This is a genomic window from Veillonella sp. 20925_1_51 (assembly GCF_041431445.1).
GTDB lineage: Bacteria > Bacillota > Negativicutes > Veillonellales > Veillonellaceae > Veillonella > Veillonella nakazawae.
Genome location: NZ_JAPVXT010000001.1, coordinates 511,756 through 531,845, shown reverse-complemented (window position 1 = coordinate 531,845; position 20,090 = coordinate 511,756). Strand labels below are relative to the sequence as shown.

Here is a 20,090-nt window from a genome sequence, read left to right as displayed (position 1 = left end):
CAAATTATAATAGATAATTAAAACTTATACAAAAAGCCACTTGATACTTGTATCAAGTGGCTTTTTGCTATATTAGTGAATATCTTTATGTTCTTTAATGTCTTGGTCAGCTTTTTTAGCCAAGTTTTCGAGCGCTTGTTTAGGAGCTGTACGTTCACCTGTTTCAGGATCCACGAATTCAACACGGTCCAATGTATCTGTGATTTGGCCTCGAATGAAGCTTAAGTAAATTTCATAAAGTTCTTTTTTTTCTGCTAATTCCTCTGGTGTGAGTTGTTGCCCAGATTTTTTCTTTGCTGCTAGTTCATTTATACGTTTTAATGTATCGTTAATATTGCTCATATTGACCTCCTGTATTCTATATTAGAATAACATGATTTATTATAACATAGAACTAAATGAATACGTATGGTAAGATATAAGTTGTACGCGTCTGTACTTTCACAAGTGAGAAAGGAGAGTTATATGCGTGTAACAAAAGCAATAAAGGCAGAGCAATTGAAATTATTGCAAGAGCATTATTTTGATGCAAAACCTGCCCTTGAGTATACAAATGAATTTGAATTATTAGTGGCAGTCGTATTATCTGCACAATGTACGGATGAGAGAGTTAATATTGTTACTAAACGGTTATTTCCTGAACTAAATCATCCGGCTAAGATGTTAGCAATTGGGGTTACCAAATTAGAAACTCTGATTAAGGACTGTGGCCTTTATAAATCTAAAGCCAAAAATTTGATTGCCACTTGTCAGATTCTAGTAGAACAATACCACGGGGAAGTGCCACGGGAGTTTGATCAACTCGTTGAATTACCTGGTGTAGGTCGTAAGACTGCAAATGTGGTAGTATCTGTATTGTTTGGTACGCCAGCGATTGCTGTAGATACTCATGTATTCCGTGTGTCTAACCGATTAAAACTGGGTATTGCTAAAACACCAGAAGAGATGGAATTAAAGTTGCAAAAGGCAATTCCTAAAGAGGATTGGTCGGCTGCTCATCACTGGTTGATTTATCATGGTCGTAAACTATGTAAGGCTCGTAAGCCATTATGTGAAGAATGTTTTTTAAATCACTTATGTCCTTCAGCTGGAAAGGTTTAATATGAAAGTAAATAACGAAGAATTTATTGCCCTTTGTGCTACTCATAGCATTGAAGGTATTGATATTGTAAATGAGTTAATGCGTTTTAAAGTGTTAGATCAATTAATTTCTAGTAATGCTAGCTCCCGTGAGTGGGGCGTTACGGCTGATGATTTATATGCGTTAGCAGAAAAATCTACAGTAGAATCTTTTGGCCCTGTTCCATATGATTTGAATACATTCCAAGCTCTATATGGCCCTTCCTTTAGAGTCGAATTATTTGATTTTATTAGTGACACAGGTATTTTAGATGGTCTAGATGTTGGTACTATCTGGGAGACTCCTGTTCGTGAAAGTATCGAAGCCCATAGTAAAACGGGAGAACTCGTTCTATATGCTTATGTAGAAGAATACGCAGGTATGATTGAAGAAATCCTTCAATCTTATGAAGATAAAAAAGTTGTACTTTATACGGCATCTCCAGTGTGCTATAGCATTTTGACACGTTTATATCCAATGGCGCAAATTATTAATCAATGGCCTCATCGCAGCTATTTTGATCATATCTTTACAGGAACGGTTGGCATGTTCCAATCATCTGAAGATATTGTGGAAGAAGTGGCTAATGGTTTACATAATCTTGTTCCAGAAGGAACTGCACAATTATTCTTGCCTGCGACAATGGCACAAAATCAATTAGGTTTGAATAATATGGCATTACAATTCTTCTTGAATCAAAAGCGTGTAGAAGCGATTCGTGAATGGATACCATTAGGGGCTTACGAAATTGTATATGGCAAATATGATGTTAAAAAGATGCGTGTTGGTCTACGTGAACGCGTAGGAGAAGAATGGAAAACGATTAACTATATTCCATTGCCTCATGGTGTGTTCGCTCAATTGCCAGTGTTTACTGTATTAAATTATGGCTTGTCTTTGCGTTCTATTTTGCTACCAGGTGGTCAAACTGATGTAGCCTTAGGACAAGATGGGATTTACTGTATCGACAGTCGAGTTTCTGAATTAGGTCGTAATGCTCTTGTTGAAAATGGCGCTTATTTCCTTACATTTAAACGTCATGCAGATCATGTAGATGTAGATATTACTACAGAAGTACCAAAAGAGGATATTTATTGGATGTTCCCAGATGCTGAATTAGCTTATATGTGGTATGCATACTTCTGTAGCACTATTGGTCAAACATTGATCCAAGAAGTTTCCATGCTCGTTCAAACAGATGAGTCATTCGGTTATATGCTTAGCAGCGTACGTCGACGCGTATTAGATGTTAACGACGAGGCTCAACTAATCACATCTGTTCAAGCAGCTGATGAAGCGTATATCAAGGCTGTGACAGAAGCGACAGAAGATTGGAAATCTACAGTAGATGAATTAGGTGCTCAAGTTATGCCACCAACAACATCTATTGATATTGAGGATTATAGCGATTATAAAAACTAATTGTAAAAGTCCGATATTTAGTTTAAAATATATCGTATCCTAAAAAATATAAACTACTAAATATAGTAGGTATGAAACATACTACACGAATGTGTGAGAAAGGAGGATTCATGGCTGTTATTAATTTTGAAATCTTCAAAGTTATTGGTACTTTATCTGAAGATAAAGATGGTTGGAAAAAACAATTAACATGCACTAGCTGGGGCAAATATAATCCTAAGTTTGACCTTCGTGCTTGGGATAGTGAATATACAAGCATGAAAAAGGGTATTACCCTTTCTTTAGAGGAGCTCATCGCATTGCGTGACATCCTTAATGAAAATGACTTAGAGACCATTCTAGCTGAGTCTATTGAAGAAAAACAAGCATCCAAGGAATAGTATTGGCAACTTGCATTTGTGCATATGTCATGCTATAATCTATAAGAATAATATTGATTGTCGGAAAGAGGTGTATAGAATGAAACAAGGTATTCATCCAGACTATAAAGAAGCTACAGTAACTTGCGGTTGTGGCAACACATTCAAAACTGGCTCTGTAAAAGAAGACCTTCGTGTAGACGTTTGCTCCAAATGCCATCCGTTCTTCACTGGTCAACAACGTGCTGCTCAAGCTCGTGGTCGTATTGAACAATTTAACAAACGTTACGGCAAATAATTTGTCATGTAATGTAGCATCTATTGGCAGGGCTATGGGCTCTGCCTCTATTTGTTTATGAGAGGAGCTCTTGTGAACACAGAACGTATTAAAAAGTTTGTCGGTGGACAAGCTGTGATCGAAGGTGTCATGATGAGGGGGCCTGGTGTTACAGCAACAGCTGTACGAGAACCAGCGGGAACCATTGTAGTTCAAAAAGAGCCTACAAAATCTATTGCTGACACATATCCAATTTTGAAAAAACCATTTCTTCGAGGCTGTGTAGCCCTTTATGAATCCCTCGTAATTGGCATGAAGGCATTGTCCTTCTCCGCTAAAGCTGCTGGTGATGAAGAGGAAGAAATGTCTAATAGTGAAATTGCCATTACTATGGTTATTTCCACCATATTTGCGATAGCTGTATTTTTGGCATTGCCTACATTTATCGTAAAATTTATTCCTGGTGTACAGGACAATCATGTAGTATTAAATCTCATTGAAGGTGTCATTCGTTTAGTTCTTTTTCTACTCTACATTTGGGGGATTGGGCTTACGAAGGATATTCAACGAGTTTTCCAATATCATGGGGCTGAGCATAAAACAATTCATACCTATGAATTAGACTTGCCTCTTACTGTAGAAAACGTTCGTAAACAAAGTCGTTTACATCCACGATGTGGTACAAACTTCTTACTTATTGTTATGGTAGTAAGTATCTTTGTATTTGCTTTTTTAGGTTGGCCTAATTTGTTGGAACGTATCGTAAGCCGCGTACTTCTCATGCCAGTAGTGGCAGGTATTGCGTACGAGGTTATTCGTCTTGCTGGTCGTAGTGAGCATTCCTTTGTGAAAGCTCTTATCAAACCAGGTCTTGCATTACAGTACATGACCACACGTGAACCAGAAGATGATCAAATTGAAGTCGCTATACGAGCTCTTGAAGAGGTTCGCCCTCTTGAGAGTGATGCATATGAAGAGGAATAAACATGTTAGTAGATAAATTACAAGTTATTGAAGATAAATTTATGGACCTGGAGCAGCGCATCAGTGACCCTGAAGTGATTGCCCGCCAAGATGAATGGCGTAAATTAACACGTCAACATGCTCAATTATCTGAAACAGTTGAAACATTCCGTACTTATAAAAAAGTATTAGCTGGTATTGATGAAGCTATGGAAGTTATTGAAGATAAATCCATGGATGAAGAATTCCGCGAAATGGCACAAGAGGAATTAAAAGAGCTAAAACCTCAAAAAGAGGAATTAGAAGAGAAATTACAAATCCTTTTATTGCCTAAGGACCCTAATGATGATAAGAATATTATCATTGAAATTCGCGGTGGTGCCGGTGGTGATGAAGCAGCACTATTTGCAGGCGATTTGTTCCGTATGTACACAAAATATGCGGAAAGCCAAGGATGGCGTTGTGAGATTATCGATGCCAATGAGCCTGAATTAGGTGGCTTTAAAGAGGTTATTTTCTCTGTAGATGGTGAAAATGTATACTCTAAAATGAAATTTGAATCTGGTGTACACCGTGTACAACGTGTGCCTGCTACAGAAACACAAGGCCGTGTACATACGTCTACAGTTACTGTGGCTGTATTACCAGAAATGGAAGATGTTGATATTGAAGTTAATGAAAAAGACTTAAAAATCGACACCTATCGTGCGAGTGGTGCGGGCGGTCAACATATCAATAAAACTGAATCTGCTGTTCGTATTACACACTTACCATCCGGTATCGTTGTAGCTTGTCAAGACCAACGTTCTCAATTACAAAACCGTGAAAAAGCCATGCGTGTATTGCGTGCTAAATTGCAAGACCAAGCTGAACAAGAGGCTATTTCTAGCATGGCAGCAGACCGAAAGAGTCAAGTTGGTACAGGTGACCGTAGTGAACGTATTCGTACCTATAACTATCCACAAGGTCGCGTAACTGATCATCGTATTAACTTAACATTGTATAAATTAGATGCTATTTTAAATGGCGATCTAGATGAAATCATTCAAGCCTTAAATGCTGCTGACCAAGCGGCAAAAATGCAGGAGGCTAATACAAATGCATAAGGAGATTTGGACAATCGGTCGTATTCTCCAGTGGACAGAGCAGTACTTTCAAAGCAAGGAGATGGATACACCTCGACTTGATGGGGAAGTACTGCTTTCTCACGTTTTAGGCAAGGATCGTATTTATCTATATACCCATTATGACCAACCGCTTATTCAAGAGGAACTCGATGCTTTCAGACCTCTCGTTCAAGAACGAGCTAAGGGGCATTGTGTAGCGGCTATTATTGGGGAAAAGGACTTTATGGGATTGACCTTTAAGGTTAATGATAAGGTATTGATTCCGCGACCTGATACAGAAACGTTGATTGAGCATGTACTAGGCACGTATCAAAAGGATAGTAATATTCGTATCCTTGATGTATGTACGGGCCCTGGCACGATATTATTAAGTCTATTGCACTATTTGCCGAATGCGTGTGGCATGGGTATTGAAATATCTGCCGATGCTTTGTCATTGGCTAAGGAGAATGGTGAAAGATTTAACTTAAATGATCGTGTTCAATTGTTAGAGTCCGATATGTTTTCTGCCTTAGATGGTAAAAATGAACAGTTTGATATCATCGTATCAAATCCACCCTATATCCGTACTGGGGATGCTAAATTATTGTCTCAGGACGTATTAAATGAGCCTCATATTGCCTTGTTTGGCGGTGAAGATGGACTTGATTTCTATCGTATTTTGGCTAAAACATGTGGCACATATTTAAAATCGCAAGGCCATATAGCTTTTGAAATAGGTTTTGATCAAGCTGAGGCTGTAAAGGCTTTATTAGAAGAAACGGGGCAGTACTCTAATATTCGATGTATTACTGACCTCGGCGGAAATGACCGCGTTGTAACAGCTGTATATGAGGGATAATATGGATACTCAAATTATTACAAATCCATCAGATCAAGAACTAGATATGCTTGCTCGCGCCTTGCGTAATGGCGAATTAGTGTCCATTCCTACAGAAACTGTATATGGACTTGGCGCCAATGGACTTGATCCAGAGGCAATGGATAAAATCTACGCCGCTAAAGGTCGTCCATCCGATAATCCACTTATTTTACATGTTCCTAATAGTGAAAGTATAAAACCTTTAGTAACAGAGGTTTCAAATACAGCACAATTATTAATGGATACATTTTGGCCTGGTCCATTGACAATCACATTGCCTAAATCGGATTTAGTGCCAGATCGTGCTACAGGCGGTTTATCTCGTGTTGCTTTACGTTGTCCTGATCATGCGATTTGTCGAGCTTTATTAGAGCGTACCGGTGTACCGGTAGCGGCCCCTAGTGCTAATATATCTGGTCGTCCAAGTCCGACAACGGCACAAGATGTTTACCATGATATGAAGGGCCGTATTTCCTATATTTTAGATGCAGGACCATGTATGATTGGTGTAGAGTCTACTGTTGTAGAAGTACATGATGACAAGGTCATTATATTGAGACCAGGTGGAATAACAAAAGCACAACTTGAAGCTGTTGTATCTACGGTTGAGTATGATACTGCTCTCGTTAATGCCACAACTAAGCCTAAAGCTCCTGGTATGAAGTATACCCATTATGCTCCTGATGCACCTATGACAGTTGTTGTAGGTAGTCCAGAGAAGGTGGCAAGTACTTTTAAAGAGCTTTCAGAGGGGATAGAAGGTCCTATAGGTTGTTTAGTGAGTCATGAAACGTATAACCTTATGAAAGAGGATACACGCTTTATATTCCATTGTTTTGGCAACTATGGTGATGCCTTATCATTAGGCCATGACTTTTATAAAAGCCTATTATATTTTAACGAAAATCATGTTGCCTTAATCTTGGCAGAAGGTGTTGATGACGACGGTTTTGGTGTTGCCATTATGAACCGCATGGAAAAGGCATCGAGTCATCATATCATTTATAAGTAAATTTACTGAAATAAAAATGTCCACTGATAATAGAAATATGTCTTTACATATTGGATGGATTTGCTATAATGTATAAAGTAATCACAAAATGTGATTAAGTAAGGATGTTATTATGAATATTTTATTTGTATGTACCGGTAATACTTGCCGTAGCCCTATGGCTGAAGGTATTACACGGGCCCTTGCAGCGGAGCAACATAAGGATGTGACGACTGTATCAGCTGGTCTATTTGCCGCCTATGGAGCAAAACCAACTGAACAAGCCGTGGAAGCTGTCCGTTCCATTGCAGATATTTCTGATCATGAATCGAGACCATTGACGATGGAGCTCGTTAATGCAGCAGATCTTATCATTGGTATGACGAAAGATCACAAATCTGTACTACTTCGCCAATTCCCGTTTGAGGAAAGTAAAATCAAAACGATTTCCGAGTGGGGTGGTCAAGATGGTGATGTTACGGACCCATATGGGTCTGATCAAACCGTATATAATCAATGTGCGGAACAAATTTATCACTTAGTAGAGGCTGGTCTTACATCAGTGCCTCAGAAGGCGTAGGAGATGAAATTATGAAAGTTGCAATTGGTTGTGATCATGGCGGATTAAATTTAAAAGCATCCGTTAAGGAATTGTTAAATGCATTGGGACATGAAGTAGAGGATTTTGGTTGTCATACACCTGATTCTTGCGACTATCCTGATATTGCTGTACCTGTAGCAAATGCAGTCGTATCTGGTCAAGCAGACAGAGGTATTTTGATTTGTGGTACTGGTATTGGTATCGGTATTGCAGCAAATAAGATTGCAGGTATTCGCGCTGCTCTTTGTCATGATACATTCTCTGCTCATGCATGTCGTGAACATAATGACGCTAATATTCTCACAATGGGAGAACGCGTTATTGGTCCAGGCCTAGCTAATGATATTGTTGCCATCTTTATGAAAACAGAGTTCGAAGGTGGCCGTCATGCACGCCGTGTAGAGAAAATTAAAACATTAGAGAAGTAATACATCATTACCTATATATATTCGTTTTGCACGAGGAGGATACTCATGAGTTTCTTAGAAAAACAAGACCCTAATATTCAAGCTGTTATCAATCAAGAATTAGCACGCCAACGCGATAAATTAGAAATGATCGCTTCTGAAAACTTTGTTTCTCAAGCCGTAATGGAAGCTCAAGGTAGCGTATTAACTAACAAATATGCAGAAGGGTATCCTGGTAAACGTTATTATGGCGGTTGTGAAAATGTTGATGTTATCGAAACATTAGCTATTGAACGAGCAAAACGCTTGTTCGGTGCAGAACATGCCAACGTACAACCTCACTCTGGTTCTCAAGCAAACTTTGGTGTGTATTTCGCATTATTACAACCAGGTGATACTATTGTGGGTATGAACTTATCCCACGGTGGTCATTTAACTCATGGTTCTCCTGTTAATGTATCTGGTACATATTTTAATGTAGTACCTTATGGTGTAGATGCAGAAACACAACAAATTGATTATGATGAGTTCCGTAAAATCGTATTAGAAGCTAAACCTAAATTGATCATTGCTGGTGGTAGTGCTTATAGCCGTCAAATCGACTTCAAAAAAATGGCTGATGTAGCTCATGAAGTTGATGCTATCTTCATGGTAGATATGGCTCACTTCGCGGGCCTTGTAGCAGCAGGTTTACATCCAAATCCTGTAGAACATGCTGATATCGTTACTACAACAACTCATAAAACATTGCGTGGTCCTCGTGGCGGTATGATTCTTTGCAAAGAAAAATATGCAAAAGCAATCGACAAAGCTATCTTCCCTGGTATTCAAGGTGGTCCTTTAATGCATGTTATCGCTGCTAAAGCTGTAGCATTTGGTGAAGCATTACAACCTGAATTTAAAGTATATGCACAACAAGTTATCGATAATGCAAAAGCATTGGCTGCTGCATTGCAAGAAAAAGGCTTAACAATTGTTTCTGGTGGTACAGATACTCACGTTATGCTTGTAGATGTTCGCAATACTGGTTTAACAGGTAAAGAAGCAGAACACTTACTTGATGAAGTAGGTATTACATGTAATAAGAATACAATTCCATTCGATCCTGCTAGTCCATTTGTAACAAGCGGTATCCGTCTTGGTACACCAGCTCTTACAACACGTGGCTTACAAGTAAAAGATATGGAAGAAATTGCAGACATCATTGCAACTGTTCTTAAAAATCCTGAAGATAAAGCAATTCATGAAGAAGCAAGCAAACGTGTGGCAGCACTTTGTGAAGCGTATCCTTTATACTAATCTATTAGATTAATTATAATAATTACATATTTGTAGTCCTATAAACCTATATGTAGCATAAAAGGGGTGTGCCTAGGCACATCCCTTTTAATATTTTTATGGCATGATTTATTAATCTGTGATAGAGTAAATATGAATATTAAATGGATACCGATAGGGTATGTAAATTATTTATAGGAGGACAGTCATGAAAGTTAATGTTATGACACATCCATTGATTCAACACAAAGTTACATTGATGCGTGATGCAGAAACAGGCTCTAAGGATTTTAGAGAATTACTTGATGAGATTACTATGTTGATGGGTTATGAAATCACTCGTAACCTTCCATTAGAGGATGTAGAAGTACAAACACCTTTAACTAAAATGACTGGCAAACGTATTGCAGGTAAAAAATTGGGTATTATCCCAATTCTTCGTGCTGGCCTAGGTATGGTCAATGGTATGCTTAACTTGATTCCAACTGCAAAGGTTGGTCATATTGGCTTATACCGTGATCCAGAAACATTGAAACCTGTAGAATACTACTGCAAATTACCTTCTGATGTAGGCGAACGCGACTTTATAGTAACAGATCCAATGTTAGCTACTGGTGGTAGTGCAGCAGCTGCTATTACATTGTTAAAGGAAAAAGGCGCTAAAAATATTAAGTTAATGTGTCTTGTTGCGGCTCCTGAAGGTGTGGAAGCAGTGAATAAAGAACATCCCGATGTTCCTATTTATGTAGCGGCCCTTGATGAAAAACTTAATGATCATGGTTACATCTTGCCTGGTTTAGGCGATGCTGGTGACCGTATCTTCGGTACAAAATAAGGGGAATTTTGTAGGGGGGGAGTATTAAAATGATCATTATAAAATGTATATTGGGATTTATTATTTCTTGTATAGTTGTTGATGGTTACATGGATTTTGTCTATGATCCAATATGGACAAAACCTATGTCAATGATTCCAGTGATTGCTGCTTTATTTTTAATACCAGCAATTATTGCAAATAAAAAAGGACGTTCCTTCTTCTTGTGGCTGATTTATAGTAATTTATTGTGGATTGTTGCTTTAGTTCATGCTTTTTCACTTAAGGATAATGATAGTGTTAAGGTTAGAGATAATAATCTTAAGAAATGCCCATATTGTGGGGAATTTATTCGTAATGAAGCTATTAAGTGTCGATACTGTCAATCTGATTTATCAGAATTTTCATCTAAACACAACACTGATGAGAGCAATGGAGAATATGAAATAACTCCAATGGAATTAAAACCTTTTGAAGACTATACTAATCAGTCTAAATAATAATTTATCTAGAAAACGCCCTAGTTGGGCGTTTTTTAGCTTGAATAAAATTCACATAGGGTATAAAATAAATGTGTAAAGGTATTTTTTTATTTTAGGTGGGACGAATTTTGTTCACATGGGACGAAAAACGATTCATACAATCCTAACGGGTAAAGGAGGGACCCGATGAACGAGTTTCTAATGATATGTGAACGTATTGTTCCTGAAATCGTTAGTGTATTAAAGGAGCGATACAAAATATTAAACCACCTAGTTTATGAAGAGCCTATAGGCCGTAGGACATTAGCTACTGCAACGGACCTTCCAGAGCGAACCGTACGAAGTCATATTGAGTTAATGCGTGCTAATGGTCTTGTAGACATTTATAAACCAGGAATTTTTCTCACTGATGAGGGACATGCAATTGTTCCAAAGTTGCGAAATTTTTTAAATGAATTAGATCGTATTAACGAGCTAGAACATCGATTGACTGAAGCACTTCATATCGATAGGGTTATCATCACTCCTACAGAAGGAACGTTGATGGTTAAAAAGTTAGGTTTTGCAGCAGCAAAGCTATTACAGGAATTATTAGAGCCTGACTCTGTAGTTGCTATCAGTGGTGGCAGTACAATGGCTGCAGTGGCCGAAGAGATGCCTGTATTACCATTTAATCCTATTGTTGTACCTGCCCGTGGGGGCGTTGGTGAGGTAGTTGAATATCAAGCTAACGTAATTGCTTCAGTGCTAGCTGAACGACTTCGTGGGACCTATAAAATGCTTCATTTACCTGATGGGCTTTCACAAGACTCATTGCATATGCTCATGACTTGCGAACCTCAAATTAAGGAAATTGGAGATCTCATTAGTAGGACTGACATATTGTTGTTTGGTATTGGTACAGCTATGCGCATGGCAGATCAGCGCCATATAGCTGATGATGTGCGTAAGCAGTTAGTAGATAATCATGCTGTTGGCGAAGCTCTTGGTCAATATTGCGATATAGATGGTAAGTTGATTTATTCCACTAATAATATTGGTTTATCTCTTCCAGATGTTGCAAAAATTCCAAATGTGATTGCTGTGGCTGGTGGCCAAGATAAATCGAGTGCCATTATTGGTGTTATGAGAGCTTGTCAAAAAGGCATACTCATCATTGATGAGCAAGCTGCAGAAGGTATGCGTCAATTGTTACAAATTTCAGCATTATAAGTGAAGTTAGTAGTTAAATATTTTGTTAGAATATTTTTGTTATTAGGAGGATCTAACAATGGCAGTAAAAGTTGGTATTAACGGTTTTGGTCGTATTGGTAAATGTGTAGTACGTGCAGCGATTAACAATCCTGACGTAGAGGTTGTAGCAATCAATGCTACTGGCGATAATGAAGGTACTGCATTATTGTTAAAATATGACTCTGTTCATGGCACAATTCCTAACGAAGTAACATTTGATGAAGACAACATTTATGTTGACGGTAAAAAAATTCGCGTATTCCATGACCGCGATGCTTCTAAATTGCCTTGGTCTGAAGAAGGCGTTGAAATTGTTATGGAATGTACTGGTAAATATCGTGATGCAGAGGAAGCAAAGGTTCATTTGAATCAACCTACTGTAAAAAAAGTATTAATTTCTGCACCTGGTAAAAACGAAGACTTAACTATGGTTATGGGTGTAAACCAAGATATGTATGATCCTGCAAAACACCACATCATCTCTAATGCATCTTGTACAACAAACTGCTTGGCTCCATTTGCTAAAGTTTTATGCGATGAATTCGGTATCAAACGCGGTATGATGACTACAATTCATTCCTATACAAATGACCAAAAAATTCTTGATGCACGTCATAAAGACCCTCGTCGTGCTCGTGCAGCAGCAATGTCTATCATTCCTACAACAACTGGTGCAGCAAAAGCGGTCGCTAAAGTATTGCCACAATTAAAAGGTAAATTAGATGGTTTTGCATTGCGCGTTCCTACTCCAGATGTATCTGCTACAGATCTTGTTTGCGAACTTGAAAAACCTGCTACTAAAGAAGAAATCAACGAAGCATTCCGTAAAGCAGCAGCTGGCGAATTAAAAGGTATCTTAGGTGTATCTGATGTGCCATTAGTATCTTGTGACTTCAGCTCCGATCCACGTAGCTCTATTGTTGACGCTGATTTAACAATGGTTATGGATGGTAACATGGTAAAAGTTGTTTCTTGGTATGATAACGAATGGGGCTACTCCGAACGTCTTATCGATATGGCAGCATTCGTAGCAAGCAAAGGCTTATAATCGGGAGGCTTTGATGAAACAAACAATCGAAGGTTTACAAGTAGATAATAAAACAGTATTTGTTCGTGTTGATTTTAATGTTCCTATGAAAGACGGTGTCATCACTGATGACACTCGTATTCGTAGTGCATTACCTACTATCAATTATTTAATTGAAAAAGGGGCAAAGGTAATTCTTGCTTCTCACTTTGGTCGTCCAAAAGGGGAACGCAAACCTGAAATGTCTTTAGCACCATGTGCAAAACATTTATCTGAGCTTATCAACAAGCCAGTAGCATTCGTAGATGACTGCATTGGCCCTAAGGTTGAAGCAGCTGTAAAAGCATTACAACCAGGCGATGTATTGATGCTTGAAAACTTGCGTTACCATAATGAAGAAACTAAAAATGACCCTGAATTTGCTAAACAATTGGCATCTCTTGCTGATGTAGCAATTAACGATGCATTCGGTGTATCTCACCGAAATGCAGCATCCGTAGTTGGTATTGCTGACTATATCCCTATGGCAGCAGGCTTCTTGCTCAAAAAAGAAATTGATGCATTAAGTGCAGCTGTAGTACATCCAAAAACACCTATGGCAGCTATCATCGGCGGTGCTAAGGTAACAGATAAAATTTCTGTAATTTCTAATTTATTACCAAAAGTTGATGTAATGATCATCGGCGGTGGTATGGCAAATGCTTTCATTAAAGCACAAGGCTGCAACATTGGTAACTCTTTATTTGAAGAAGGTCAAGAAGCTATTGCTACAGATCTTGTTATGGAAGCTCGCGTAGCAGGTGCTAAATTATTGACCCCTATCGATGCTGTAGTAGCTGATGCTTTCAGCAACGATGCAAATACTAAAATCGTTGACGTCGATCAAATTGAAGACGGCTGGATGGTATTAGATATTGGCCCTAAAACTCGTGAACTCTATGTAGAAGCATTGGCGCCAATGAAGACTATTATTTGGAATGGTCCTATGGGCGTATTTGAAATGGAAAACTTTGCAGCTGGTACAAATGCGGTAGCAAAAGCTGTAGCTGAATCCGATGCGATGACTATCGTTGGTGGTGGCGATTCTGTAGCGGCTATTGAAAAAAGTGGCTTGGCAGACAAGATTAGCCATATCTCCACAGGTGGCGGTGCATCTTTGGAATTCTTAGAAGGTAAAATCCTACCAGGTATTGCTGCATTGTCTGAGGCATAATATGAGAAAACCCATTATTGCAGGAAATTGGAAAATGAATGGCACCATTGCGTCTGGATCTATTCTGATCGAAGCGTTTAACAGCGTGTTACAAGATATGGAATTATCCTGTGATGTAGTTGTTTGCCCGCCTTTCACAGCTATTGAACGTGCTGTAGCATTAACACGCGATACAGCGATTGAAGTAGGCGCACAAACCATGGATTATCATGATGCTGGTGCATTCACTGGTGAAATTTCACCACTTATGCTTACAGAGGTAGGCGTCAATTATGTTATTATCGGTCACTCTGAACGCCGTGAATATTATGGTGAAACAGATGAGACGGTAAATGCAAAAATTAAAAGTGCATTTCACCATAATTTGGTACCAATAGTCTGTGTTGGTGAAAGTTTAGAACAACGTGAATCCGGTCATACTCTAGACTGGATTACATCTCAACTTAAAGGTGCTTTGGTTGACGTTCCAAAGGAACAAGTTAGCCAATTGATTGTTGCGTACGAACCAATTTGGGCTATCGGCACAGGAAAAACAGCAACTGCCGATCAAGCTGAAGAAGTATGTAAAGAAATTCGTGATTACATTCGTTCTTTATACGATGATGAGACTGCTGATGCCGTGCGCATCCAATATGGTGGTAGTGTTAAATCCGAAAATGCTCGTGAAATCCTTGGGGAACCCAATATTGATGGTGCCCTTGTAGGTGGTGCATCTTTAGTAGTTGATGAATTTATTGATATTATTAAAGCGGCGAATGAAGTAAGCGCTTAATATGAGGTTAAAAATGGCTAAATTAAAGGCTCCCGTAATGCTAGTTATCCTAGATGGCTTTGGCATGGGAGATCAATCAGATACAACCAATGCTGTAGTACAGGCGAAGCCGCACTGTTTTAATCAATTGTGGGATATGTATCCCCATACAAAATTAGAAGCATCTGGGCTTGCAGTAGGACTTCCAGAAGGACAGATGGGGAATTCTGAGGTTGGCCATTTAAACCTTGGCTCTGGGCGCATTGTGTACCAAGATTTGACTCGTATTACTAAAGACGTTGAATCTGGTGAGTTTTATAATCGCCCTGTTATGCAGGAACTATACGAAGTTGCTAAAAAACAAAGCTTACATCTTATCGGTCTAGTATCAGATGGCAATGTACATTGTTCCTTAGAGCACATTAAGGCAGTTATCAAAGGGGCTCATGATCATGGCATTGAGCACGTTTATGTACATGCCTTGCTCGATGGTCGTGACGTAGCCCCTCAATGTGCACAAGGCTATTTAAAAGACTTAGAAGCGTATATGGCAGAGCTAAACTGTGGAAAAATTGCTACTGTGAGTGGTCGATACTATGCGATGGACCGTGATAATCGTTGGGACCGTGTGGAACTTGCTTACAATGCCATTGTAAATGGTCAAGGTGAAAGAGCAGCATCAGCCTGTGAAGCGGTACAACAATCTTATGACAAAGATGCGGCAGATGAGTTTGTTCTTCCTACGGTAATTGATGCTGAAGGAACGATCAAGAATGGCGATGCTGTTATCTTCTGTAATTTCCGTCCAGACCGAGGTCGTGAGCTTACAAAAGCCTTAGTGTTGCCAGACTTTGATGGCTTTAACCGTGAACCATTATCTTTATACATGGCGACTATGACTAAATATGAAGATGGTTTACCAGTTCATATTGTGTATGAAAAGGACATTTTATCTGAAACACTAGGCGAAGTACTAAGCGTAGGTGGCTATCGTCAATTGCGTATTGCTGAAACAGAGAAATACGCTCATGTTACATATTTCTTCAACGGCGGTAAAGAGAATCCATTTGAAGGTGAGGACCGCATACTTGTGAAATCTCCTCAAGTGGCAACCTATGATTTACAACCTGAAATGAGTGCTTATGAGGTAACTGATAAGGTCGTAGAAGCTATTCAAGATGAAACGTATGACATGATCATCTTAAACTTTGCAAATCCAGATATGGTGGGTCATACAGGTAGCTTTGAAGCAGCTGTTAAAGCAGTTCAGGCTGTAGATACTTGTTTAGGACGCATCGTAGAGGCTATACGTAGTAAGAATGGTCACTTGTTGATTACAGCAGACCATGGTAATGCTGAGCTTATGGTTAATCATGAAACTGGCAAAGTTCATACGGCGCATACAACAAACTTGGTTCCTTTAATTTTAATGAGTGATACCTTAAAAGCAGCTACATTAGAGGCTGGCAAATTATGTGATATTGCTCCTACATTATTAGACTTGGCTGGTATAGAACAACCAAAATCTATGACAGGTCATAGTTTAGTACAAAAAGCATAATATAGAACTTTCACTATATTAGTAGTTAACAAGAGTTATAACCTATATGGTTTTGCTCAATATATAATATCTGTCGCATGACAGTTATCCCATTAGATTTTTATGAGGTGAAGAAATGGCAGTAATTGAACAAGTCATTGCAAGAGAAATTTTAGATTCCCGCGGTAACCCAACTGTTGAAGTTGAAGTATGTTTAGAAGATGGCACTATTGCAACAGCTGCAGTTCCATCTGGTGCTTCCACAGGAAAATTTGAAGCTGTAGAATTACGTGATGGTGATAAATCCCGTTACTCCGGTAAAGGTGTATTAACAGCTATCGATAATGTAAATGCTAAAATTGGTCCTGCCATTATTGGTTATGATGCGACTGAACAAGTAGCTATCGATAACTTGATGTTGAAATTAGATGGTACAGACAATAAATCTAACTTAGGTGCTAATGCAATTCTTGGTGTATCTATGGCAGTAGCTCGTGCAGCGGCAGAATCTTTAGACTTGCCATTGTTTGCATACCTTGGCGGTTTCAACGCAAAAGAATTGCCAGTTCCTATGATGAATATCTTGAATGGCGGCGCACATGCGGATAATAACGTAGATATTCAAGAATTTATGATCATGCCTGTAGGTGCGGAATCCTTTGCTGAAGCTCTTCGTAGCTGTGCAGAAGTATATCATACATTGAAATCTGTACTTCATGATAAAGGTCTTAGCACTGCCGTAGGTGACGAAGGTGGTTTCGCTCCTAACTTGGCATCCAACGAAGAAGCATTAGAAGTAATTTGTGAAGCTATTAAAGCGGCAGGTTATGAACCTGGTAAAGACTTTAAATTAGCTCTTGATTCTGCATCTTCTGAATTCTATGAAGATGGCAAATACAATTTAGCTGGCGAAGGCAAAGTTAAAACAGCTGCTGAAATGGTTGATTTCTACGAATACTTAGTAGGTAAATACCCAATCGTATCCATCGAAGATGGTCTTGCTGAAGAAGATTGGGATGGTTGGAAATTATTGACAGAACGCCTTGGCGACCGCGTACAACTCGTTGGTGACGATTTATTCGTAACTAATACAAAACGTTTGGCTCGTGGTATTGAGCTTGGTGTAGGTAACTCTATTCTTGTAAAAGTAAACCAAATCGGTACTTTAACAGAAGCATTTGACGCTATGGAACTTGCTAAACGCGCAGGTTATACATGTGTAGTATCTCACCGCTCTGGCGAAACAGAAGATACATTTATCGCTGATATTGCAGTAGCTGTAAATGCTGGCCAAATTAAGACTGGTGCACCAGCTCGTTCTGAACGTGTAGCTAAATACAATCAATTGCTTCGTATTGAAGAAATGTTATACGAAACAGCACAATATAAAGGTAATGACGTTTTCTATAACTTAAAATAAAAATCGTCTTAGCTAAAAGTCCAATAAGGGCGCCCTTCGGGGCGCCTTTTTTGTATGCCTAAAAATAGAAAAGTTTTCGCTTCGTGGATTTTTAAAAATAAAAAAGGGATTTTGGTGAGGATGTCGAAACCTATAACGCCATACGCTAGTGTGAGGTAAAAACATACCGAAAGGTATAGGAGGTGACCATGTATGTAGACGTAACATTAGACGACATTATCCTATATGCTTTAGAACATCATGTGAGCGATATTCACTTTGATCCCACAAAAAGTGGTGTCCAAGTTCGGTTACGACAAGATGGATTACTACGAACAAATATGACTGTGTCTTCTGAAGAGGCTGAACTTATTATCAACCGCATCAAGGTTTGTAGTGCATTAGATATTAGTGAAAAAAGATTGCCTCAAGATGGTCGATGGGCTTGGAGTCATAAGGATACATCTGTAACTATGCGCGTATCTACCTTGCCCAGCTTATATGGTGAAACTTTGGTCTGCCGACTTATGGGAAATGAAGGGAGTCATAAAGACTTAACAGCCTTAGGTATGCGTGCAGATATTTTTGAGCATATTAAACAATTACTTAAACGTCCTTATGGCTTACTTCTAATCTGTGGACCTACAGGTAGTGGTAAAACGGCTACTTTATATGCCATGTTACGCATGTTAAATCTCGAGGAAACAAAGCTCATATGTCTTGAAGATCCCGTAGAGGCTGAAATTAAAGGAGCCATACAAATTGGTATTAATGAGAAGATTGGCTTTACATTTGCCAAAGGGCTTAGATCAGTGCTACGGCAAGATCCAGATACGATTATGATTGGTGAAATCAGGGATAAGGAGACTGCAGAGCTGGCCGTTAAATCTGCTTTAACAGGGCATCGAGTGTTATCTACAATTCATACTAACACAGCTATTGGTGTTGTAACGCGTCTCATGGATATGGGGGTAGAACCGTATTTAATACGGGCTACTTTAATGGGGGCAATAGCGCAACGTTTAGTTCGAAAATTTGATGGCACCACGTATCATGGACGGACTGCGCTCTTTGAATATTTAGAAATACCAACCAATTCAGTTCACTGGGATCAATTAGAAGCACATTTACTTGTGTCCCTAGAGGATTCCGCTCGTGAAGCTGTATCTCAGCATGTTACATCGATAGAGGAGGTGCATCGTTGTGGACTCATGCTGTAATAGTGGAAGTTTAGAAACCATTGTTGAACAAGCAATACAATTATCATCTACAGATATTCATCTACAATGTGGTGAGCCTATCTATTTGCGACATGGTGATGGATTGAAGGCTACTTCGTTTATATGTACTACTATCTTAATTGAAGATATTTTACGACGTTGTGGTATAGCCTCTTATGAATGGCAATCTCTCGATGAAGCTTGTTCCTGTTGTGGCGTGCGTATACGTGTTCATCTATATAAGGCTAATCAAACGATATGTGGGACACTGAGGTTATTGTGCCATCAACAACTTAAGCTAGAGGATAACAGTGAAGGACATTTACTTCAAAAACTATGTGAAGCACATGATGGTCTATTGCTTGTATGCGGGCCTACAGGTAGTGGGAAAAGTTTTACCTTAGCCTGTTGTATTGACTATATAAATCAAACTATGGAGCGCCATATCATTACCTTAGAAGACCCCATAGAATTTGAGTTTAAGCCTAAGAAATCTTTAATTCATCAACGCCAATTAGGTGCCGATATTAAGTCTATGTCTAATGGTATTCGCGATGCATTGCGAGAAGACCCAGATGTCATTATGGTTGGAGAGCTTCGAGATCGTGAAACATTAGAGGCCGCACTTCATGCGGCCGAAACGGGTCATCTTGTGATGGCCACTATGCATACGCAAAGGGCCGTGATGGCAGTTCACCGCATGATTTCACTATTTCCTGGTGAACAACAAGAGGAGATTCGCAGTCAAATATCTCAAGTGTTACGTGCTGTTATATGTCAACGACTCCTTAGGTGGAATAAAAAGTTTATTACCATTCGTGATATTTTGTTAAACACTCATGCAGTGGCAAATTTAATACGCACCCGTAAGGAACCGCAAATTATCTCTATTCAAGAAACACAACTGCCTATGAAAACACTAGAAATGGCCGTACGAGATGTAAAAGCACAATATGGAACGCAGCATCAACTACATATGCTATTAGATCAACAATTATCGTAGG

The 20,090-nt window shown here is 39.0% G+C and carries 22 protein-coding genes; 21 read left to right on the top strand and 1 reads right to left on the bottom strand.

Annotated features, from left to right (window positions below; translation table 11 throughout):
* Window positions 1-72: 72 nt before the first annotated feature.
* Window positions 73-342, bottom strand: coding sequence for a DUF896 domain-containing protein (locus tag O3607_RS02495; protein ID WP_105098329.1), 270 nt, complete (start codon window positions 340-342; stop codon window positions 73-75).
* A gap of 123 nt (window positions 343-465) precedes the next feature.
* Between O3607_RS02495 and nth the strand changes: the two genes are divergently transcribed.
* The 21 genes from nth (at window position 466) to O3607_RS02390 (ending at window position 20,089) form a co-directional block, all read left to right on the top strand.
* On the top strand, window positions 466-1,101 hold the full coding sequence (gene nth / locus O3607_RS02490; protein ID WP_105098328.1) for an endonuclease III: 636 nt from the start codon (window positions 466-468) through the stop codon (window positions 1,099-1,101).
* A 1-nt stretch (window position 1,102) separates the two neighbouring features.
* Window positions 1,103-2,542, top strand: a complete 1,440-nt coding sequence (locus O3607_RS02485; RefSeq protein WP_295825248.1) for a hypothetical protein — start codon at window positions 1,103-1,105, stop codon at window positions 2,540-2,542.
* A 110-nt stretch (window positions 2,543-2,652) separates the two neighbouring features.
* Window positions 2,653-2,922, top strand: a complete 270-nt coding sequence (locus O3607_RS02480; protein ID WP_371443257.1) for a YdbC family protein — start codon at window positions 2,653-2,655, stop codon at window positions 2,920-2,922.
* Window positions 2,923-3,001: 79 nt separating this feature from the next.
* Complete coding sequence (gene rpmE, locus O3607_RS02475; protein WP_004696185.1) at window positions 3,002-3,199, top strand: 50S ribosomal protein L31; 198 nt, start codon at window positions 3,002-3,004, stop codon at window positions 3,197-3,199.
* Between the two features lie 57 nt (window positions 3,200-3,256).
* The gene (locus tag O3607_RS02470; protein ID WP_060924213.1) at window positions 3,257-4,162 is read left to right on the top strand and encodes a DUF1385 domain-containing protein; all 906 of its coding nucleotides are present in this window, start codon (window positions 3,257-3,259) and stop codon (window positions 4,160-4,162) included.
* Window positions 4,163-4,164: 2 nt separating this feature from the next.
* Window positions 4,165-5,247 (top strand): peptide chain release factor 1, encoded by a 1,083-nt coding sequence (gene prfA, locus O3607_RS02465; RefSeq protein WP_105093892.1) that lies wholly within the window; start codon window positions 4,165-4,167, stop codon window positions 5,245-5,247.
* On the top strand, window positions 5,240-6,109 hold the full coding sequence (gene prmC, locus O3607_RS02460; RefSeq protein ID WP_371443256.1) for a peptide chain release factor N(5)-glutamine methyltransferase: 870 nt from the start codon (window positions 5,240-5,242) through the stop codon (window positions 6,107-6,109). The genes prfA and prmC overlap by 8 nt, the downstream gene beginning before the upstream one ends.
* A gap of 1 nt (window position 6,110) precedes the next feature.
* The gene (locus tag O3607_RS02455) at window positions 6,111-7,142 is read left to right on the top strand and encodes an L-threonylcarbamoyladenylate synthase (protein ID WP_371443255.1); all 1,032 of its coding nucleotides are present in this window, start codon (window positions 6,111-6,113) and stop codon (window positions 7,140-7,142) included.
* A gap of 112 nt (window positions 7,143-7,254) precedes the next feature.
* On the top strand, window positions 7,255-7,701 hold the full coding sequence (locus O3607_RS02450; protein ID WP_004696171.1) for a low molecular weight protein arginine phosphatase: 447 nt from the start codon (window positions 7,255-7,257) through the stop codon (window positions 7,699-7,701).
* Window positions 7,702-7,712: 11 nt separating this feature from the next.
* Entirely contained in the window at window positions 7,713-8,150 is a 438-nt protein-coding gene (rpiB, locus tag O3607_RS02445) for a ribose 5-phosphate isomerase B (RefSeq protein ID WP_119207967.1), read from the top strand.
* Window positions 8,151-8,195: 45 nt separating this feature from the next.
* Window positions 8,196-9,428, top strand: a complete 1,233-nt coding sequence (gene glyA, locus O3607_RS02440) for a serine hydroxymethyltransferase (protein WP_105093887.1) — start codon at window positions 8,196-8,198, stop codon at window positions 9,426-9,428.
* A 187-nt stretch (window positions 9,429-9,615) separates the two neighbouring features.
* Window positions 9,616-10,242 (top strand): uracil phosphoribosyltransferase, encoded by a 627-nt coding sequence (gene upp / locus O3607_RS02435; protein ID WP_060924220.1) that lies wholly within the window; start codon window positions 9,616-9,618, stop codon window positions 10,240-10,242.
* A gap of 29 nt (window positions 10,243-10,271) precedes the next feature.
* A complete protein-coding gene (locus tag O3607_RS02430) occupies window positions 10,272-10,721 on the top strand; it encodes a zinc ribbon domain-containing protein (RefSeq protein ID WP_295826231.1) in 450 nt (149 codons plus the stop codon).
* A gap of 168 nt (window positions 10,722-10,889) precedes the next feature.
* Window positions 10,890-11,915, top strand: a complete 1,026-nt coding sequence (locus O3607_RS02425) for a sugar-binding domain-containing protein (protein ID WP_316582141.1) — start codon at window positions 10,890-10,892, stop codon at window positions 11,913-11,915.
* 58 nt (window positions 11,916-11,973) lie between these two features.
* Complete coding sequence (gene gap, locus O3607_RS02420) at window positions 11,974-12,984, top strand: type I glyceraldehyde-3-phosphate dehydrogenase (protein ID WP_105085797.1); 1,011 nt, start codon at window positions 11,974-11,976, stop codon at window positions 12,982-12,984.
* Window positions 12,985-12,997: 13 nt separating this feature from the next.
* Window positions 12,998-14,176 carry a phosphoglycerate kinase gene (gene pgk / locus O3607_RS02415; RefSeq protein ID WP_371443254.1) on the top strand — a complete coding sequence of 393 codons (1,179 nt, stop codon included), beginning with the start codon at window positions 12,998-13,000 and terminating at the stop codon, window positions 14,174-14,176.
* Between the two features lies 1 nt (window position 14,177).
* Entirely contained in the window at window positions 14,178-14,948 is a 771-nt protein-coding gene (gene tpiA, locus O3607_RS02410) for a triose-phosphate isomerase (RefSeq protein ID WP_371443253.1), read from the top strand.
* A gap of 13 nt (window positions 14,949-14,961) precedes the next feature.
* Window positions 14,962-16,488, top strand: a complete 1,527-nt coding sequence (gpmI, locus tag O3607_RS02405; RefSeq protein ID WP_371443252.1) for a 2,3-bisphosphoglycerate-independent phosphoglycerate mutase — start codon at window positions 14,962-14,964, stop codon at window positions 16,486-16,488.
* A 115-nt stretch (window positions 16,489-16,603) separates the two neighbouring features.
* Entirely contained in the window at window positions 16,604-17,887 is a 1,284-nt protein-coding gene (gene eno, locus O3607_RS02400; protein ID WP_024065658.1) for a phosphopyruvate hydratase, read from the top strand.
* Between the two features lie 188 nt (window positions 17,888-18,075).
* Window positions 18,076-19,086, top strand: coding sequence for a GspE/PulE family protein (locus O3607_RS02395; RefSeq protein WP_295220626.1), 1,011 nt, complete (start codon window positions 18,076-18,078; stop codon window positions 19,084-19,086).
* Window positions 19,070-20,089 carry a type IV pilus twitching motility protein PilT gene (locus tag O3607_RS02390; RefSeq protein ID WP_105093882.1) on the top strand — a complete coding sequence of 340 codons (1,020 nt, stop codon included), beginning with the start codon at window positions 19,070-19,072 and terminating at the stop codon, window positions 20,087-20,089. The genes O3607_RS02395 and O3607_RS02390 overlap by 17 nt, the downstream gene beginning before the upstream one ends.
* Window position 20,090 lies beyond the last annotated feature (1 nt).

Excerpts from the sequence above, each read along its gene's own strand:
- O3607_RS02495 (WP_105098329.1), bottom strand. The coding sequence starts at position 342 with ATGAGCAATATTAACGATACATTAAAACGTATAAATGAACTAGCAGCA.
- nth (WP_105098328.1), top strand. The coding sequence starts at position 466 with ATGCGTGTAACAAAAGCAATAAAGGCAGAGCAATTGAAATTATTGCAA.
- O3607_RS02485 (WP_295825248.1), top strand. The coding sequence starts at position 1,103 with ATGAAAGTAAATAACGAAGAATTTATTGCCCTTTGTGCTACTCATAGC.
- O3607_RS02480 (WP_371443257.1), top strand. The coding sequence starts at position 2,653 with ATGGCTGTTATTAATTTTGAAATCTTCAAAGTTATTGGTACTTTATCT.
- rpmE (WP_004696185.1), top strand. The coding sequence starts at position 3,002 with ATGAAACAAGGTATTCATCCAGACTATAAAGAAGCTACAGTAACTTGC.
- O3607_RS02470 (WP_060924213.1), top strand. The coding sequence starts at position 3,257 with ATGAGAGGAGCTCTTGTGAACACAGAACGTATTAAAAAGTTTGTCGGT.
- prfA (WP_105093892.1), top strand. The coding sequence starts at position 4,165 with ATGTTAGTAGATAAATTACAAGTTATTGAAGATAAATTTATGGACCTG.
- prmC (WP_371443256.1), top strand. The coding sequence starts at position 5,240 with ATGCATAAGGAGATTTGGACAATCGGTCGTATTCTCCAGTGGACAGAG.
- O3607_RS02455 (WP_371443255.1), top strand. The coding sequence starts at position 6,111 with ATGGATACTCAAATTATTACAAATCCATCAGATCAAGAACTAGATATG.
- O3607_RS02450 (WP_004696171.1), top strand. The coding sequence starts at position 7,255 with ATGAATATTTTATTTGTATGTACCGGTAATACTTGCCGTAGCCCTATG.
- rpiB (WP_119207967.1), top strand. The coding sequence starts at position 7,713 with ATGAAAGTTGCAATTGGTTGTGATCATGGCGGATTAAATTTAAAAGCA.
- glyA (WP_105093887.1), top strand. The coding sequence starts at position 8,196 with ATGAGTTTCTTAGAAAAACAAGACCCTAATATTCAAGCTGTTATCAAT.
- upp (WP_060924220.1), top strand. The coding sequence starts at position 9,616 with ATGAAAGTTAATGTTATGACACATCCATTGATTCAACACAAAGTTACA.
- O3607_RS02430 (WP_295826231.1), top strand. The coding sequence starts at position 10,272 with ATGATCATTATAAAATGTATATTGGGATTTATTATTTCTTGTATAGTT.
- O3607_RS02425 (WP_316582141.1), top strand. The coding sequence starts at position 10,890 with ATGAACGAGTTTCTAATGATATGTGAACGTATTGTTCCTGAAATCGTT.
- gap (WP_105085797.1), top strand. The coding sequence starts at position 11,974 with ATGGCAGTAAAAGTTGGTATTAACGGTTTTGGTCGTATTGGTAAATGT.
- pgk (WP_371443254.1), top strand. The coding sequence starts at position 12,998 with ATGAAACAAACAATCGAAGGTTTACAAGTAGATAATAAAACAGTATTT.
- tpiA (WP_371443253.1), top strand. The coding sequence starts at position 14,178 with ATGAGAAAACCCATTATTGCAGGAAATTGGAAAATGAATGGCACCATT.
- gpmI (WP_371443252.1), top strand. The coding sequence starts at position 14,962 with ATGGCTAAATTAAAGGCTCCCGTAATGCTAGTTATCCTAGATGGCTTT.
- eno (WP_024065658.1), top strand. The coding sequence starts at position 16,604 with ATGGCAGTAATTGAACAAGTCATTGCAAGAGAAATTTTAGATTCCCGC.
- O3607_RS02395 (WP_295220626.1), top strand. The coding sequence starts at position 18,076 with ATGTATGTAGACGTAACATTAGACGACATTATCCTATATGCTTTAGAA.